Origin of the sequence: Rufibacter immobilis, assembly GCF_003721565.1 — a bacterium.
Classification (GTDB): Bacteria; Bacteroidota; Bacteroidia; order Cytophagales; family Hymenobacteraceae; genus Nibribacter; species Nibribacter immobilis.
This window is the reverse complement of record NZ_RJJE01000001.1, coordinates 427,904-443,026: the sequence shown is the minus strand read 5'-3', so window position 1 is coordinate 443,026 and position 15,123 is coordinate 427,904. Positions and strand designations below refer to the sequence as shown.

General features: G+C 49.5%; 17 protein-coding genes. 14 read left to right on the top strand and 3 right to left on the bottom strand.

Features of this window, described 5'->3' with window-relative positions:
* The first annotated feature begins 195 nt into the window (after positions 1-195).
* The 13 genes from EFA69_RS01915 (at position 196) to recO (ending at position 11,831) form a co-directional block, all read left to right on the top strand.
* A complete protein-coding gene (locus EFA69_RS01915) occupies positions 196-837 on the top strand; it encodes a heme exporter protein CcmB (protein ID WP_123131496.1) in 642 nt (213 codons plus the stop codon).
* 24 nt (positions 838-861) lie between these two features.
* Positions 862-1,527, top strand: a complete 666-nt coding sequence (gene ccsA, locus EFA69_RS01910) for a cytochrome c biogenesis protein CcsA (protein ID WP_123131383.1) — start codon at positions 862-864, stop codon at positions 1,525-1,527.
* Complete coding sequence (locus tag EFA69_RS01905; protein ID WP_123131382.1) at positions 1,514-1,792, top strand: CcmD family protein; 279 nt, start codon at positions 1,514-1,516, stop codon at positions 1,790-1,792. The genes ccsA (EFA69_RS01910) and EFA69_RS01905 overlap by 14 nt, the downstream gene beginning before the upstream one ends.
* A 143-nt stretch (positions 1,793-1,935) precedes the next feature.
* Positions 1,936-2,361, top strand: coding sequence for a cytochrome c maturation protein CcmE domain-containing protein (locus EFA69_RS01900; protein ID WP_123131381.1), 426 nt, complete (start codon positions 1,936-1,938; stop codon positions 2,359-2,361).
* A 154-nt stretch (positions 2,362-2,515) separates the two neighbouring features.
* On the top strand, positions 2,516-5,110 hold the full coding sequence (ccsA, locus tag EFA69_RS01895) for a cytochrome c biogenesis protein CcsA (RefSeq protein ID WP_123131380.1): 2,595 nt from the start codon (positions 2,516-2,518) through the stop codon (positions 5,108-5,110).
* A gap of 164 nt (positions 5,111-5,274) precedes the next feature.
* Positions 5,275-6,057, top strand: a complete 783-nt coding sequence (locus EFA69_RS01890) for a Rossmann-like and DUF2520 domain-containing protein (protein ID WP_123131379.1) — start codon at positions 5,275-5,277, stop codon at positions 6,055-6,057.
* Between the two features lie 114 nt (positions 6,058-6,171).
* Positions 6,172-6,501 (top strand): 2Fe-2S iron-sulfur cluster-binding protein, encoded by a 330-nt coding sequence (locus tag EFA69_RS01885; protein ID WP_123131378.1) that lies wholly within the window; start codon positions 6,172-6,174, stop codon positions 6,499-6,501.
* 11 nt (positions 6,502-6,512) lie between these two features.
* Complete coding sequence (gene iscX, locus EFA69_RS01880; protein ID WP_123131377.1) at positions 6,513-6,752, top strand: Fe-S cluster assembly protein IscX; 240 nt, start codon at positions 6,513-6,515, stop codon at positions 6,750-6,752.
* Positions 6,753-6,839: 87 nt separating this feature from the next.
* A complete protein-coding gene (locus EFA69_RS01875) occupies positions 6,840-7,334 on the top strand; it encodes a KdsC family phosphatase (protein ID WP_123131376.1) in 495 nt (164 codons plus the stop codon).
* A gap of 111 nt (positions 7,335-7,445) precedes the next feature.
* Positions 7,446-7,640, top strand: a complete 195-nt coding sequence (locus EFA69_RS01870; protein WP_062543874.1) for a cold-shock protein — start codon at positions 7,446-7,448, stop codon at positions 7,638-7,640.
* Between the two features lie 113 nt (positions 7,641-7,753).
* The gene (locus EFA69_RS01865) at positions 7,754-8,599 is read left to right on the top strand and encodes a geranylgeranylglycerol-phosphate geranylgeranyltransferase (RefSeq protein WP_123131495.1); all 846 of its coding nucleotides are present in this window, start codon (positions 7,754-7,756) and stop codon (positions 8,597-8,599) included.
* A 144-nt stretch (positions 8,600-8,743) separates the two neighbouring features.
* The gene (gene porZ / locus EFA69_RS01860) at positions 8,744-11,026 is read left to right on the top strand and encodes a type IX secretion system anionic LPS delivery protein PorZ (RefSeq protein WP_221175650.1); all 2,283 of its coding nucleotides are present in this window, start codon (positions 8,744-8,746) and stop codon (positions 11,024-11,026) included.
* Between the two features lie 94 nt (positions 11,027-11,120).
* The gene (recO, locus tag EFA69_RS01855) at positions 11,121-11,831 is read left to right on the top strand and encodes a DNA repair protein RecO (RefSeq protein ID WP_123131374.1); all 711 of its coding nucleotides are present in this window, start codon (positions 11,121-11,123) and stop codon (positions 11,829-11,831) included.
* Between the two features lie 106 nt (positions 11,832-11,937).
* On the opposite strand, the gene EFA69_RS01850 is transcribed toward recO, so the two are convergent.
* The 3 genes from EFA69_RS01850 to EFA69_RS01840 are packed head-to-tail and all read right to left on the bottom strand — an operon-like array spanning position 11,938 to position 14,512.
* Positions 11,938-12,459: an FKBP-type peptidyl-prolyl cis-trans isomerase gene (locus EFA69_RS01850; RefSeq protein ID WP_123131373.1), complete on the bottom strand. Its 522-nt coding sequence runs from the start codon at positions 12,457-12,459 to the stop codon at positions 11,938-11,940.
* Positions 12,460-12,477: 18 nt separating this feature from the next.
* On the bottom strand, positions 12,478-13,470 hold the full coding sequence (locus EFA69_RS01845) for an FKBP-type peptidyl-prolyl cis-trans isomerase (RefSeq protein ID WP_123131372.1): 993 nt from the start codon (positions 13,468-13,470) through the stop codon (positions 12,478-12,480).
* Positions 13,471-13,501: 31 nt separating this feature from the next.
* A complete protein-coding gene (locus tag EFA69_RS01840) occupies positions 13,502-14,512 on the bottom strand; it encodes a DHH family phosphoesterase (RefSeq protein WP_123131371.1) in 1,011 nt (336 codons plus the stop codon).
* Between the two features lie 189 nt (positions 14,513-14,701).
* Here EFA69_RS01840 and EFA69_RS01835 point away from each other — a divergent pair, with 189 nt between their 5' ends.
* Complete coding sequence (locus EFA69_RS01835; protein ID WP_123131370.1) at positions 14,702-15,121, top strand: nucleoside-diphosphate kinase; 420 nt, start codon at positions 14,702-14,704, stop codon at positions 15,119-15,121.
* Positions 15,122-15,123 lie beyond the last annotated feature (2 nt).

The following is a 15,123-nucleotide window of genomic DNA, read 5'->3' as shown; positions in this document are numbered from 1 at the left end:
AGCAGGAGAAGAATTGCCATTAAAGCTCTAAATAAAGCCAAAGCATCTTCGTTCTTTACCTGATTTCCCGGAGGTAAGCCCAAAAGCCAGCCCTGCCGCAGGATAAATGACAGAAATCATCTTACCTCATGCATTTGTGTTGTACCTTTGCCCCAAAATTAAAGCGAAGTGCTGCTGAAAGAGGTTATCTACCTGATGCAAAAGGATTTTGTGCTGGAATGGCGGCAGAAGTACGCCTTCAACGGCATGCTCCTGTACGTGGGAAGCACGGTTTTCATCTGCTACCTCAGTTTCAGTTTGCGCTTTGGTGGGCTGGAGGTGCCGGTCTGGAACGCGCTGTACTGGATCATTCTGCTGTTTACCGCCGTGAACGCCATTGCCAAGGGGTTTGCCCAGGAAAGCCGCGGGCGCTTGCTCTACTATTATAGTATTGTGAGTCCGCAAGGAGTGATTCTGGCCAAGATGCTCTACAATGCCGCGCTTATGTTGGTGCTGTCTCTGCTGTGTTTCATCTTTTACGCAGTGGTGATTGGCAATCCGGTGCAGGATGTGGGCATGTTTCTGCTCACCATTGTGCTGGGGGCGCTGGGGTTCGCCTCCTCGCTCACTATGATCTCGGGTATTGCGGCCAAAGCGGCCAACACGGGTACTTTGATGGCGGTGCTGAGCTTTCCGGTTATGGTGCCCATGCTGCTCATGCTCATGAAGATGTCCAAGAACGCCATTGACGGACTAGACCCTTCAGTGAGTTTAGATGAGGCGCTGGTGCTGCTGGCCATTAATATGATTGTAATTACCGTGTCTTATATTCTGTTCCCGTACTTGTGGCGCAGCTAAGACCATAGATAACCTAAAACGACAATGAAGCTTACTTTGTGGAAATGGCTGACAATTGCGCTGCTGCTGTATACAGTGGTGGTGGGCATGCTGAGTGAGGTGCCCCGTCTGGCTATCCTGAACGAGACCATCCGGAACCTGTATTTCCACGTGCCTATGTGGTTTGGGATGATTGTCATCTTGCTGGTGTCTGTGGTGTATTCCATCAAATACCTTCGCAACCCCTTAACCAGAAACGATATTATTGCCCATGAGGCGGCCAAAGTGGGGATCCTGTTTGGCGTGCTGGGCATTGTTACCGGCATGGAGTGGGCACGTTTCACGTGGGGCGAATACTGGAGCAATGACCCTAAGCAGAACGCATCGGCCATTGGGTTGCTCATTTACTTCGCCTATCTCATTCTGCGCGGCTCGTTCCAGGACCATCAGCAACGCGCGCGTATCAGTGCGGTGTACAACATCTTCGCGTTTGCGGCGCTCATTCCGCTGTTATTCATTCTGCCTCGCCTCACAGACTCTCTGCACCCGGGCAACGGCGGAAACCCCGGTTTCAACTCCTATGACCTGGACAGCCGCCTGCGGGCCGTGTTCTACCCGGCCGTGATTGCCTGGACTCTGCTGGGGATTTGGATGGTGCACCTGCGTACGCGTTTAGAAGTTTTAAAGCAACGTTTTTATGAAAATGCATAAGTGGCTCCTGATGCTGCTCCTCACGTGGGCGGCTGCTTTCTCTACTCCTGCGGCGGCGCAGTCTGCCCCGGAGCAGATGTCTACCGTTGAGTTTTCTTCGCAGGCGCCTGCCGCCTCTCAACCTGAGATGGCCGATGTCATGCGCCAGGACGGTAAAATCTACATTGTGGTGGTGGTATTGGTGAGCGTTCTGCTGGGCGTTCTGTTCTATCTCATCAATCTGGATAAAAAAATTGGCCGGTTAGAGCGTGAGCTTCGGCAATAAATCTGTTTAGGGGCTGTTTTTGGAAAAAGAGGCCCTAAACGGAAAAGTGCTTCCGGCAGCCAGAAAAATGCCGGGAACGGATTTAATTTTAAATAAGTGTTGTTAAAGGGGCGGTGCAAAATCTGCCCAAGCTTGAATAACCTATGAAAAGAGTACACATTGTCGGGATTTTAGTCATTGCGGTGGCGATCATGATCATTATGTCTACGGCCTCAGACGCCAGCGTTTATGTGCCTTTCTCTGAAGCCCAGGCCCGCGCCAAAGAAGGCGATGACACCAAAGTGCACGTGGTGGGCCGCCTCAAGAAAGATGCCCAGGGCCATATCGTAGGCATGAAGTATGACCCTGTGCTGGACCCCAATTATTTCTCTTTTGTATTGGTAGACACCAACCGGGTAGAGCAGCAGGTGGTGTATTACAGCCCCAAGCCACAGGATTTTGACCGTTCTGAGCAAGTGGTAATCACTGGTAACATGCAGGGCAATACCTTCGTGGCCGACAAAATATTGCTTAAGTGCCCTTCTAAATACACTGAAAACGAAGTAAAGGCAGAGACAGCAAGCCTCTAACTATAGTCCTAGTGCAGAGTCTTGAGTCCTGAGTTGAATTATTCAAGCCAAGCCTGTACTTAGTTGTGTTATTGTTTATTTACCTGAGTGAATCGTTCTGGATTTGGGTATTTCAGACTCAAGACTTAGAACTCAAGACTCAAGACTCTTTATAATGGTTAATACTTTAATTGGTGATTTAGGGCACTACAGCGTCATTATCGCGTTTGTGACGGCGCTTGTTTCTTCGTTCTCTTTTTCCTTTGCCGCCAATGGCAATGCCTTGGATTCTGAGCAGGCCGCTTGGAAGAAATTAGCCCGCGGCGCCTTCCTTGTGCACGTGTTGGCTGTTTTTGGAGTTATCTTCTGTCTTTTCAACATCATTTACGAGCACCGCTACGAGTACCACTACGCGTGGAGTCACTCGTCTAACCACTTGCCGGTGCATTACATGATTTCCTGCTTCTGGGAAGGGCAGGAAGGGTCTTTCCTCCTCTGGATTTTCTGGCACGCGCTGCTGGGCTTGGTGCTCATCAAGTATGCCGGTAAGAAATGGGAAAGCCCGGTGATGGCTGTTTTCTCTTTTGTGCAGCTGTTCCTGACCTCCATGATTCTGGGGGTGGTGATTGGTGACCTGAAGATTGGTTCCTCGCCGTTCATCCTCATGCGCGATTTCATGACCGATGCCCCAGTGTTCCAGATGGACCCCAACTTCGTGCCGAAAGATGGTACCGGCCTTAACCCGCTCCTGCAGAACTACTGGATGGTGATTCACCCGCCGGTGCTGTTCCTGGGCTTTGCCGCCACCTTGGTACCTTTTGCGTTTGCCATTGCCGGTCTCTGGAAAAAAGAATTCTCTTCCTGGACTAAACCCGCTTTGCCCTGGGGCTTGTTTGCCGCCGTGGTATTGGGCATTGGGATCATGATGGGAGCCTACTGGGCATATGAAACCCTGAACTTTGGTGGCTACTGGAACTGGGATCCGGTAGAAAACGCAGTGTATATTCCGTGGTTGGTGCTGGTGGGGGCTATCCATACCTTGCTGGCCTATCGTAAAAGCAGAACCGCTTTGCGTGCCACGTTCATCCTGTTCATTTCTTCTTTCCTGTTGGTGTTATATGCTACCTTCTTAACCAGAAGCGGTATCTTAGGTAATGCCTCCGTCCACTCCTTCACTGACCTGGGCTTATCTGGGCAGTTGTTCACCTACCTGGCTGCGTTCTTTGTGCTGGCCATTGGTCTGTTGGTGTACCGCTGGAAAAAGATTCCGGTTACTGAGAAAGAAATTGCTACCTACTCCGGTGAGTTCTGGGTGTTTGTGGGTGCCGCCGTACTTTGCTTAGGTGCGTTCCAGGTACTGGTAACCACTTCCATTCCGGTATATAATTCTTTCATGGGCTTTATTGGCGTGAAAACCAACGTAGCCCTGCCCGCCGACCAGATTGCACACTACACCAAGTTCCAGATGTGGATGGGAATTGCCATCGCTATCTTGAGCGGTACGGGGCAGTTGCTGTGGTGGCGCAAGCAGAACAGCGGTGCCAAGCTTTCTGAAGTGTTCATCTTGCCGCTCATCTTAACGGCGCTGTTCACCAGCCTTATCCTGCTGTTGAGCAAAATGGACTACATAGAACGCATTGATAATCCGTCTTACATTTTGCTTTTGGCCACCTCTTTATATGCGGTGTTCAGCAACCTAGCTATCCTTTTTGGGGTGCTCAGAAAGAACGTTTCTATTGCCGGTGGTGCCGTGGCCCACATTGGAGTTGCCCTCATGCTGCTGGGTATTCTGTTCTCTTCGGGTTACTCCAACATTATCTCCACCAACATGTCTGGCATGGTGTACGCCCGTGAGTTCGGGGATGAAATTAACCGTGATAACGTGCTGCTGTGGCGTAACGCTGCCACTGACATGGGCCCCTATAAAGTAACCTACAAAGGGCAGTTTCTGGAAGTGAAGGATGTGCCAGACTATGTGAACAAGCAGCGCCTGATCCGGATTGATGACGAATTCAAAGCCATTGCCCGCGGTCCGCTGAAAGATGGAGAAAAAGTCTTGTTTACCGCCGGCGACACCGTAGAGATTTACCCAGAGAACACGTATTATGAGGTAGAATTCAAGAACCGGGAAACCGAGAAAGTCTTCACCTTATACCCAAGGGCACAGGCTAACCCACAGATGGGACTTTTGGCTTCGCCAGACGTGAAGATGTTTGGAACCCATGACCTGTACACCCACGTTTCTGCCACTCCGCCTGAGAATGAAGAGAAAGAGTGGAGCGAGCTGAAGGAATTCCAGGTGAAAATTGGCGATACTATCTTCATCAATGACTATGTAGCGGTACTGCACGGCATTGAGCCTGCCAAAGACACCCTGCTGCTGAACCTTGGCGCCGGAGATATAGCGGTACAGGCCAACATGCAGGTGTTGGGAGAGCGCCATACCTACCATGCACACCCCATCTACGCCATCAGAGACCGGATGGTGGGGCAGGTGCCCGAAGAGATTGAAGATCTGGGAATGCGTATCCTGTTAATGAACATCAACCCTGAGAAGGGCATCATGACCATCGGGATCAATACCACCCAGAAAGACTACATCATCCTCAAAGCTATGGAGAAGCCCTTCATCAGCATCCTGTGGATTGGCACTTTAGTAATGTCGCTTGGATTTGTGATGGCCATTGTTCGCCACTACAAAGACGGAAAAGGCAATACCAAAGCTGTGACCAGCAAAGTATCTGTGAAAAGGGAGAAGCAGCTCGCTTAATCTTCTTAGATCATCTTCAGAAAAAGGGGTGAGGGATTTTCAAATCCTTCACCCCTTTTTCTTTTAGGTTGTTTGGAGGCTGATTTCGGAAAAACGGCTGCTAAACGCAAGGTCTTCTTTACATCTGAGCTAAGTCTTACCTTTGGCGCAAAACAAGCTTCTGTATGAAAGTAGGAATCATAGGGTCCGGGAACGTGGCTACACATTTAGTAAAGGGCTTTTGGAAGGCAGGCGTTGAGATAGCCGTCGTTTACAGCCGTACCCTAAGTGCGGCCCAGAAGCTAGCCGCTGAGCGGGGGGGCGTACATGTCACAGATTCGTTAGACTTTTTACAGGCTCCCAAGGCAGACATTTATCTCATGGCTGTGGCAGACCAGGCATTGCCAGAGGTAGCGGCGCAAATGGACGTTCCAGCGGGAGCCGTAGTGGCCCATACATCGGGGACTCAGCCGCTGGAGGCGCTGGCAGGTTTAACTGGTGGGCAGACAGGCGTGTTCTACCCATTGCAGACGTTCAGCAAAGAAAAGACAGTAGAATGGACGGATATTCCCATTTGCTTGGAGGGTTCTACAAAGGAGGCAGAGCAGAGTTTAGAGGCGTTGGCTCAACGCCTGAGCAGGAAGGTAGTGCTATTGGCTGGTCCGGCGCGGAAGCAGTTGCATTTAGCGGCCGTGTTTGCCTGTAATTTCACCAACCACCTCTGGGGAGTGGCGCAGGACATCTTACAGCGGGCAGCGCTGCCCACAGACTTGCTGGAGCCATTGGTGCGCGAGACCATGCAGAAAGCGTTTCTCTTTCCGCCGTTCACGGTGCAGACCGGCCCCGCCCAGCGCGGCGATTTTTCCACTATACAGGCACACCTGCAGTTGTTGGAGACAATGCCCCAGTACCGGCAGCTGTATGAGGAAATCACCCAAAGCATTCAGGACCAGAAGGAGAAGGCCTAGAATTTAGCCGCTCAACTGCTGAGTATACTTCGCGTAGGTTTCCTGGAGGGGAAAACGGCGGTTTTGATAAGGGCGTCTCTATGCCTACCTTTGCATTCTTAAAGCACTGCAAGAATGAAAGTAGTTAACGTTACATATAAGTTTGAGGACGGCAAGCCAGATGAAACCCATTTAGGGGCAGAAGGCGAGTCTGTGCTAGACGTGGCCTTGAACAACGGTATCCAGTTACAGCACAACTGCGGCGGCGTGTGCGGCTGCAGCACCTGCCACGTGTACGTGGAAAGCGGGATGGATGACCTGCCCGAGATCACCGACAAAGAAGAAGATTACATTGACCGCGCCGTTAACCCGCGCATCAACTCGCGCCTGGGTTGCCAGTGCGTGATCCAGGGCGGTCAGGATTTGGTCATTACCATTCCAAAACAAGATTTCTTAGGGCATTAATCAAGAAAGATATGAGCAATCTATACGAGCCACCCATGAAGTGGAGCGACCATGAAGACATAGCCATGGCGCTGTATGAAAAGTTTGGCGATGAGTTCTCCGAGAACAAGATCTACCGCATTCGGTTCACTGATCTGATTGAATGGGTATTGTCACTGCCTAATTTTGAAGGCAAACGCGAAGAAGCCAACGAAGGGCACCTGGAGCAGATCCAGGCCAAGTGGGTGTACGAGTGGCGCGATAACCAATAGCAACATATACCTTTGCGTTTAGCGCCTGTTTTTCCAAAAACGGGCGCTAAACGCAATACAAGTTCTCACCCTCTTGACGCAATAGCCATGCAAGCTCTTCCAGATTTCAAGAACATCACCACCTTTATCTTTGACGTGGATGGCGTCTTGACAGACGGCTCCTTGTTATGTTTCTCTACCGGAGAGCAAGCCCGCGCCTTCAACATCAAGGATGGGTACGCCATTAGACACGCCCTCAAGAAAGGGTACCGGGTAGCCATTATCTCGGGAAGGAACGAACCTGGGGTACGCAAGCGGCTGGAGTCTCTGGATGTGAAAGACATTTACCTGGGGGTGGAGAACAAGCTGGACACGTTCCAGAATTACGCCTACTATTACGGCATTGACCCAGACACCGTCGTGTTCATGGGCGATGACATGCCTGACCTGGAAGTGATGCAGCACTGCGGAATTTCAGCGTGCCCGGCAGATGCCGCGATTGATATCTGTGACATCAGTCAGTACGTGGCCTCAGCGGAAGGCGGCAAGGGAGCCGTGCGTGAACTCATTGAAATGGTGATGAAACTGCAGAAGAAGTGGTAGGCCAAATATGCCCTTTTCTAATTAGTTTCAATATTTTGTAAATAAAGTTTGAATTTTATATAATAATCATATATTTACAGAATCATTCATTATTTCAATTTTTAAATTTTTATGAAAACAGGAACTGTTAAATTCTTCAACGAATCCAAAGGCTACGGCTTTATCACAGAAGAAGCCACCAATGAGGATTTCTTTGTACACATTACAGGCCTCAACGGTATCCAGATCCAACAGCACGACAAAGTAGAGTTCGACACCAAAGAAGGTAAAAAAGGCATCAATGCCGTTAACGTTAAGAAGATCTAACACTTCTACGTTCTCATAACTCATTTTGTATTCCCCTCAAAAGCCCCTGCACCCCAGGGGCTTTTTTCATAGGTGGTAATTTAAACGTAACTTCCGCTTTCCTTTGTGTAGTGGTGAAGCAGTTTCTCTCCCTGGTAAGGGTTCCTAATTTAGTTATCATGCTGCTGGCGCAGGTGCTGGTCCGGAAGTTCCTGGTGTTCCCGGAGCGTTCCCTGGCGCAGTCACTGTCATGGCCGTTTGGGGTGCTGTTGCTGGCTACTATCTGCGTGGCGGCGGCGGGGTACATCATCAATGATTACTATGACCTCAAGATTGACCGCATCAACAAGCCCGAACGGGTAGTGGTGGGCAAAACCCTTACCCGGCGCAAAGCCATGATGATCCATCTCTACCTCTCTGCCACCGGTGTGGTGTTAGGCTTGCTGCTGGGCTGGCGCATTGCGTTAGTGCTGCTGGGGGTGGCGTTGCTGCTGTGGGGGTATTCTGCCCAGTTCAAGAAGCGCCCTCTGATAGGGAATGTGACCATTGCCCTGCTCTCGGCGGCCATGGTGCTGGTGGTGCCGTTACAGGCGGGGCAGCCATCTAAAGCGGCCTGGGCCTATGGTATGTTCGCGTTTCTCATTTCACTGGTGCGCGAGATCATCAAAGACATGGAAGATGTGCGCGGCGATGCCTCTTTCCAGTGCCGAACCTTGCCCATTGTGGCAGGCATTCCTAAAACCAAATGGGTGCTCTATCTGCTGCTGGCGCTGTTCCTGGTTTTTACGGGCTTTGTGATGCTGGAGCGCCAGCATGAACCGCAGTTTGTCTGGTATCTCTTTGTGGGCGTGGTGCTGCCTACGCTGGTGCTGGTACGGCAACTCTTCTTCGCCGACAGGAAAAGAGAGTTCACCCATCTTAGCTGGCTTTGTAAGGTCATCATGCTCACGGGCATCTGTTCTATGCTCGTGCTGCATTAAGCTTTGCCGAAACGAGGTGTTCTGAGTTTCCGGCAAAGGAGATAACTGCTGTGTTTTAGCCCAAATTTCGGAAAAACAGGCTCTAAACGTCTTGAATCCTGTGTAACTTTACGTATGGTGCCTTCAGGTTTAATGAAATGGAGCATGCTTTGGATGGCCTTATTGGCGGCTGTAGCAGCCGGTGCGCAAACCAGCAGTCTCCCTATTGGCACATGGCAGATCCATGTGCCTAATCATCGTGCCAAAGCCGTGGCTGAAACACCTTCCTCGGTTTACTGCGCCACAGAGGATGGCTTCTTCAGGTTAATCAAAGACGAGAACACGCTCCAGACCCTTTCCCGTACAGATGGCTTCAGTGATGTGAACATAAGTACATTGGCGTATGATACCGTGACGGCAACACTGCTAGTGGCGTATGAGAACACCAACTTAGATCTCGTTTCCAATGGGAAGGTAAATAACCTAACCGAACTTCTCCGTAAGCCCATGGCGGGCGCTAAGGTAATCCATCATCTCTATACACATAATAAGAAAGCTTACGTGGCCACCTCCTTCGGATTGGTGGTGGTGGATCTGGTGAAGCTGGAGATAAAAGACACCTACAGCAACCTTGGGGCGCAGGGCGAAGTGGTGCAGGTCTATGCCTCTACCGTTTTAAACGACAGTCTTTACATTGCTTCCTCCGGAGGAGTAATGGCTGCCTCTCTCAACAGTACTAATCTGCTGGACTTTAGAAGCTGGAAACGGTTTGGCAGCTCTCAGGGTCTACCCGCGGCCGGGGCTGAAACCATTAAAACCATAGCCGCTTTTGCCGGAGGAATATATGTGGGTGTGAACGGAAATGGGTTGTACCGTTTCAATGGGGCTTCTTGGTCAAAAACCGCTTTCTCTACTTCAGATAATCAATTCAGCTCATTACAGAGCAACGGGAAAAGGCTAACGGTATCTGGGACAGCCCAAGTGCTGGAGGTGTCAGGGACAGGTCAAGTAGCTCAGTACACAGATCCTGTGCTCTCAAACGTGCGTATGGCGCTCCCTGCCAGAAGTGGGGGTGTCTGGGCGGCCAGTTATGACCGGGGACTGGTATATGTTTCCGGTACAGGAGTGAGAAGTTACGTGCCTAATGGTCCCGCCAATGTTGATGTGTTTAGTGTGTATGCAGAACCCGGATTGTTTACGGTGCTTGGGGGCGGATACAACCAAGCGTACCTACAGCAAGGATCGGGCGCAGGATTCTACCAGTACCAGAACGGGCAGTGGGTGAGCTATAACTTTGCCAGTGGAGGTCAGTTCCCATCCCATGCCCGTGACTTGGTGATGGCGCATCGTAATGTAGTAACAGGTAAATTCTACATCGCCAGCTATGGAGCAGGGCTTCTTGAGTGGAACGGACTGAACGATGTGAAGCTCTACAACAACACCAACAGCCCGCTGTTGAGCGCTATTGACGCCAATGACAGGTCTTATATAAGGGTTACAGGCTTGGCAACAGACGCAGCAGGCAGCCTGTGGGTAGCCAACAGAAATCAAATTGCCAATGCCCCGGGTTTGTTTGAGTTGAAACCAGACGGTACCTGGAAATCACACCCATTTACCGGTTACGGGTTAGGGAGCGGGGTAGATAAGGTAATTGTGGATGGCAATGGCTATAAATGGGTGACCATTAGCACCAACGGCCGCGACGCTGGCCTGATTGTGTATGATGATGTGACCTCTGCGTATGTGCATCTTGGAGGGGCAGGACAGGGCGGGTTGCCCGGCATTCAGGTGTTCAGTCTGGCCGTAGATTTGCAGGGCGAGGTATGGGCAGGAACCAATAACGGTGTTGCCGTATTTACCAGCTCACCAGATATCTTCACGTCTTCTTACGCAGGAGCATATTTACCCATCTATGAACGGCGCCCCTTGCTGCAAGGGCAGGTGATCAGAAGTATTGCCATAGACGGCGGTAACCGGAAATGGATTGGGACTGATACCGGCCTCTGGCTATTCAATGAAACCGGCGAAGAGATGATGCATCATTTCACCACTAAGAATAGCCCTCTTCCCTCAGACAAAATCAGGGATATTTCCATTAACCATGCCACCGGTGAAGTACTCATTGGTACTGAGGCAGGAGTGGCTATTTACAGGGGCACGGCTACCCGTACAGAGAAAGTAAATAAAGGTTGCTTGAAGGTATTTCCAAACCCAGTGCGCGCGGGTTTTACCGGTACCATTGGCATTGCGGGAGTGCCAGACAACGGCTGGGTGAAGATTACAGATGCAGCAGGACTGCTGGTGTTTGAGGGAAAAGCAACCGGCGGCACTTTTGCCTGGAACGGACGTGATTACAGCGGCCGTAAAGCGAAGCCCGGCGTGTATCTGGTCATGGCTTCTTCCGCAGATGGAGCGCAGACCTGCATGACTAAAATAGCCATTCAGTAAATTTACTTCTCCCAAATTACTATACCGTATATTCCCTTTTCTGCTTCTGCGGAATTACTACGTATGAAGAAGCATTCATTACTTCTAGAAATCTATGTTGGTTAAAACCAGGGGCATTGTCCTGAACTTCATCAAATTCAGGGAGTCATCTATCATTGTGCGCATTTACACAGAGGAGTTGGGGTTGCAGAGCTATATAGTGAACAGTGTCCGGAAGAAAGGAAGTGCGTCGCGTATTGCATTGTTTCAGCCATTCACGCTGCTGGATATGGTGGTGTACCCATCGGCCAAAGGTGGGCTTACCCGAATTTCAGAATATAAATGCAGTTATCAGTTCTCTTCAGTGGCCTATGACATCAGAAAAAGCAGCATTCTACTTTTTTTATCTGAATTGGTGTCTAAGGCTGTTAGGGAAGAAGAAGAAAATAGATACTTATTTGAGTTTCTGTACCATTCCATCCTGCACTTTGACCAAATGCAGACCAGATTTGAGAATTTCCACTTGGCTTTTATGCTGGAGTTGGCTGGACTTCTGGGCTTTGGGGTTTCCTCAGCCGAGGAAGTCATCACGCAGGTGGCTTTTGAGGCCGGAGGGGCTGCTACACTAGGTAACAGCTTAATGCAATTGCAGCGGCTGGAGCCATATCTAAAAGAAGTAATCACCAGGAAAGAAGAAGCTAATCTACCTAACGGAACAGTCCGCCGCGAGCTTCTGTATCTGTTGGTGCGCTATTTTCAGCTGCACATTGATCAACTAGGCGAAATAAAATCGCTGCCTGTCCTCTCGGAAGTGCTGAGTGAATAAGTGAGCATGTAGTGAGATAGAAGCTTATGCCTTCTGCTTTATTGTAAAAGGAGAGGCTCCCTGTGATGAACAGGGAGCCTCTCCTTTTACTGAATTCTTTCTCCTATTAGAAGTTGATTAACTGCACTTCAAACATGATAGGCGTATTGGGGGGAATGCTGCCGCTTCCCATCAAGCCATAGGCTAATCTTGAAGGAATAAGCAGCAAGGCTTTTTCACCTTTTGGCATTAAGGCTACACCTTCATCCCAACCAGGAATTACCTCTTTCCGGCCAAGGTTAAATCGAAAATTTTGGCCTCTTTTGAAGGAAGAATCAAAGATATAGCCGCTTTGAATGATTTTACCTATGTAGGTTACTTCTACATTAGTACCTACAGTGGGCTTATTACCAGTGCCGGCTTCTAATTTTACATAATAGAGACCAGAAGCCGTACGGGTGAAATCAGTAATATTGTTATCTGTCAGATATTTCTTAATGACTTCTTCATCCCGGGCAGCCTGCGCGGCATGGTCAAAGTTTGCATAAGGATTGTAAGGATCCTCGTCTTTGCAGGAAAGAAAGCTGAACATGACACAAATAGCCAGCATCCATTTCCACACTTTGCTTCTTATCACTATCTGTTGCATATAATTAAACTAAAAAGATTATAAACCAGGAGCGGCAGGACCTGCCGGAGCAGCCGGTGCATCTTTAATGTCTACCAGTTCCACGTCGAAACGAAGGATGGAGTTGGCTGGCAAGTCTGCGCCACGGGCCATTGAGCCGTAGCCTTGTGGTGAAGGAATCAACAGAATGCCTTTGCTGCCTTTGTTGAATTGTTTAATGCCTTCTTCCCAACCTTTGATTACCTGGCCTTGGCCTAATGGGAATTCAATTGGGTTACCACCGTTAGATTTGTCTGAAGAGTCAAACTCTTTGCCGTTCAGCAGGGTGCCTTTGTATTTCACGCTCACTACTTTGCCGTCTGTCGCGTTGGCACCGGTACCTGCCTGTGTAACGGCATAGTACACGCCAGAAGGAGTTTTCTGCATCTGCAGTTTCTCTTTCTTCACATACTCCTGAATCAATTTGTCATCAAGCGGACCTTGTTTAGCGGCGCGGGCTTCCATTTCTTTCTTCTGGCGCTCCATCATCTTTGGATAATCCGCCATGGCTTCCTGCTCCGTCTGCAAGTTAATTGCCTTTACATAGAAGGTCAGGTAGCTGCCTTTCTCAATGAAAGGAGGCAATGGGCTTCTGAAGGTTTTGGCAAACAAGGTGTCTGCGTTGATTTTGAACACGGCGCTGTCACCTTTGTCCAACATCAGGAACGCTTCTTCAATGCTGCCTTTGTTTGGAGACTCCACCATTTTAATCTGAATTGGCATGGCGTTGTCTTTAGAGTTGAACAGCAGGGAGTCTTTGCTGTTGCGGTACTCCATCTCAAAGCTCATTACTTTGTCTAGTTTGGCTTTGTAGGCAGCGGAGTCAACTTTGTATTCTTTTACTTCATATTCTCCTTCTTTGGTTTGGGAGTAAAGTTTGTACTCCAGTCCGGAAGGGGCTTTCACGAATTCATCTTTGCCCAGGTTCTTGCAAGAGTAAGAGAATAGGGCTACCGCTACGGCTGGTAGCAGGTAAAGTGATTTTTTAAACATTGTTTTTAGATTAGTATGCTTCTTAAAGGGTTTAGTTTATTAATTGATCCGCGTAAAGCGGTAATAGACTCACAAACTTATCAACGGTTTCGTTCAGAGGAATATAGGAGATACCACCCGCTGCGTTTTTGTGCCCACCGCCATTGAAGTGCTGGCGGGCAAACTCATTGACAGAGATATCACCCACAGACCGGAAAGAGATTTTCACGGCTTCTGTGCGGTCTATGAACAGGGCGGCAAAGCGTACGCCTTCAATAGAAAGAGCAAAGTTCACCAGACCTTCGGTGTCGCCGGTCTGGGAGTTGTATTCCTTCAGCTCTGCTGCGGTGACCGCAATAAAGGCCGTATTGTATTCCCGAACTACTTTGAGCTTATCTTTCAGCACATAACCCAGGAACCGCAAACGGGTTTCTGAGTAGCTGTCATAGATATTGCGGTGAATTTTGCAGATGTCTATGCCGTTGTGCAGCAAATCTGCAATAATCATGTGCACGTTACGGGTGGTGCTGGCATGGCGGAAAGAGCCGGTATCGGTCATAATGCCGGCGTACAGGCATTCGCCAATAGGCACGTCTACCAATGCCTCGTCGCCCAACGCCCTGATTACCTCATACACAATTTCGGCCGTGGCGGCAGCATTGGTGTCTGAGAACATGATGTCTGCGAAATCTTCGGGTTGCAGGTGGTGGTCAATAAGTACCTTGGTGCCCTTGGCTTGGCGCACGTATTCCCCCAGTTCGTTGATTCTGCTCAGGGCACTGAAGTCCAGGCAAAAGAGGACTTCGGCTTCCCTGATAATCTGTTGGGCTTTGGCATCTGTTTTGGGGCCGAACACCAACACTTCTTCATTGCCGCTCATCCAGTTAAGGAAAGAGGGGTAATCTGAAGGGGTGATCACCTGTACCTGATGGCCTTTTTTCTTAAGATAGCCGGCTAGCCCCAGAGAAGAACCCAAAGCGTCCGCATCCGGTTTATGGTGCGTCGTGATCATGATCTTCTTAGGAGATGCCAGAAGCTCCTTTAGCGCGTTGATTTGCTGCATTGTATACTCTCAGTCCGCTAAAAAAATGGAGCGGATACAAGATGCAAAATTCTGAAGAAATAAAGTACAAACCAAATTTAATGAGCAGGCCAGAAACTGGGGTTCTAATTTTGCCGTACAACGTGGGTTTTGGCCTAAACTGTGTTAATTTTGGGCAAAATTTAATTTGTATCTAAAACGAAGAAGAAAATGGCTGGAAACGTAACGTTCACCATGATTAAACCAGATGCCGTGCAGGACAACCACATTGGCGGTATCACTAAAATGATGGAAGAAGCTGGCTTTAGAGTAGTGGCCATGAAAAAGACCCGCCTGACAGAGGAGCGTGCCGGTAAATTCTACGAAGTGCACAAAGAGCGTCCTTTCTACGGTGACCTGGTGAAATACATGAGCTCTGGCCCAATTGTAGCCATGATCTTGGAGAAAGAGAACGCGGTACTGGATTTCCGTACGTTGATTGGTGCTACTAACCCAGCCCAGGCCGAGGAAGGAACCATCCGGAAGATCTATGCAAAGTCTGTAGAGGCTAACGCGGTGCACGGGTCAGACTCTGACGAGAACGCCCAGATTGAAGGCGACTTCTTCTTCTCTGCTGACGAGCGTTTTTAAGC

Coding starts and splice junctions, on each gene's coding strand:
- EFA69_RS01915 (WP_123131496.1), top strand. CDS start 196: ATGCAAAAGGATTTTGTGCTGGAATGGCGGCAGAAGTACGCCTTCAAC.
- ccsA (WP_123131383.1), top strand. CDS start 862: ATGAAGCTTACTTTGTGGAAATGGCTGACAATTGCGCTGCTGCTGTAT.
- EFA69_RS01905 (WP_123131382.1), top strand. CDS start 1,514: ATGAAAATGCATAAGTGGCTCCTGATGCTGCTCCTCACGTGGGCGGCT.
- EFA69_RS01900 (WP_123131381.1), top strand. CDS start 1,936: ATGAAAAGAGTACACATTGTCGGGATTTTAGTCATTGCGGTGGCGATC.
- ccsA (WP_123131380.1), top strand. CDS start 2,516: ATGGTTAATACTTTAATTGGTGATTTAGGGCACTACAGCGTCATTATC.
- EFA69_RS01890 (WP_123131379.1), top strand. CDS start 5,275: ATGAAAGTAGGAATCATAGGGTCCGGGAACGTGGCTACACATTTAGTA.
- EFA69_RS01885 (WP_123131378.1), top strand. CDS start 6,172: ATGAAAGTAGTTAACGTTACATATAAGTTTGAGGACGGCAAGCCAGAT.
- iscX (WP_123131377.1), top strand. CDS start 6,513: ATGAGCAATCTATACGAGCCACCCATGAAGTGGAGCGACCATGAAGAC.
- EFA69_RS01875 (WP_123131376.1), top strand. CDS start 6,840: ATGCAAGCTCTTCCAGATTTCAAGAACATCACCACCTTTATCTTTGAC.
- EFA69_RS01870 (WP_062543874.1), top strand. CDS start 7,446: ATGAAAACAGGAACTGTTAAATTCTTCAACGAATCCAAAGGCTACGGC.
- porZ (WP_221175650.1), top strand. CDS start 8,744: ATGCTTTGGATGGCCTTATTGGCGGCTGTAGCAGCCGGTGCGCAAACC.
- recO (WP_123131374.1), top strand. CDS start 11,121: ATGTTGGTTAAAACCAGGGGCATTGTCCTGAACTTCATCAAATTCAGG.
- EFA69_RS01850 (WP_123131373.1), bottom strand. CDS start 12,459: ATGCAACAGATAGTGATAAGAAGCAAAGTGTGGAAATGGATGCTGGCT.
- EFA69_RS01845 (WP_123131372.1), bottom strand. CDS start 13,470: ATGTTTAAAAAATCACTTTACCTGCTACCAGCCGTAGCGGTAGCCCTA.
- EFA69_RS01840 (WP_123131371.1), bottom strand. CDS start 14,512: ATGCAGCAAATCAACGCGCTAAAGGAGCTTCTGGCATCTCCTAAGAAG.
- EFA69_RS01835 (WP_123131370.1), top strand. CDS start 14,702: ATGGCTGGAAACGTAACGTTCACCATGATTAAACCAGATGCCGTGCAG.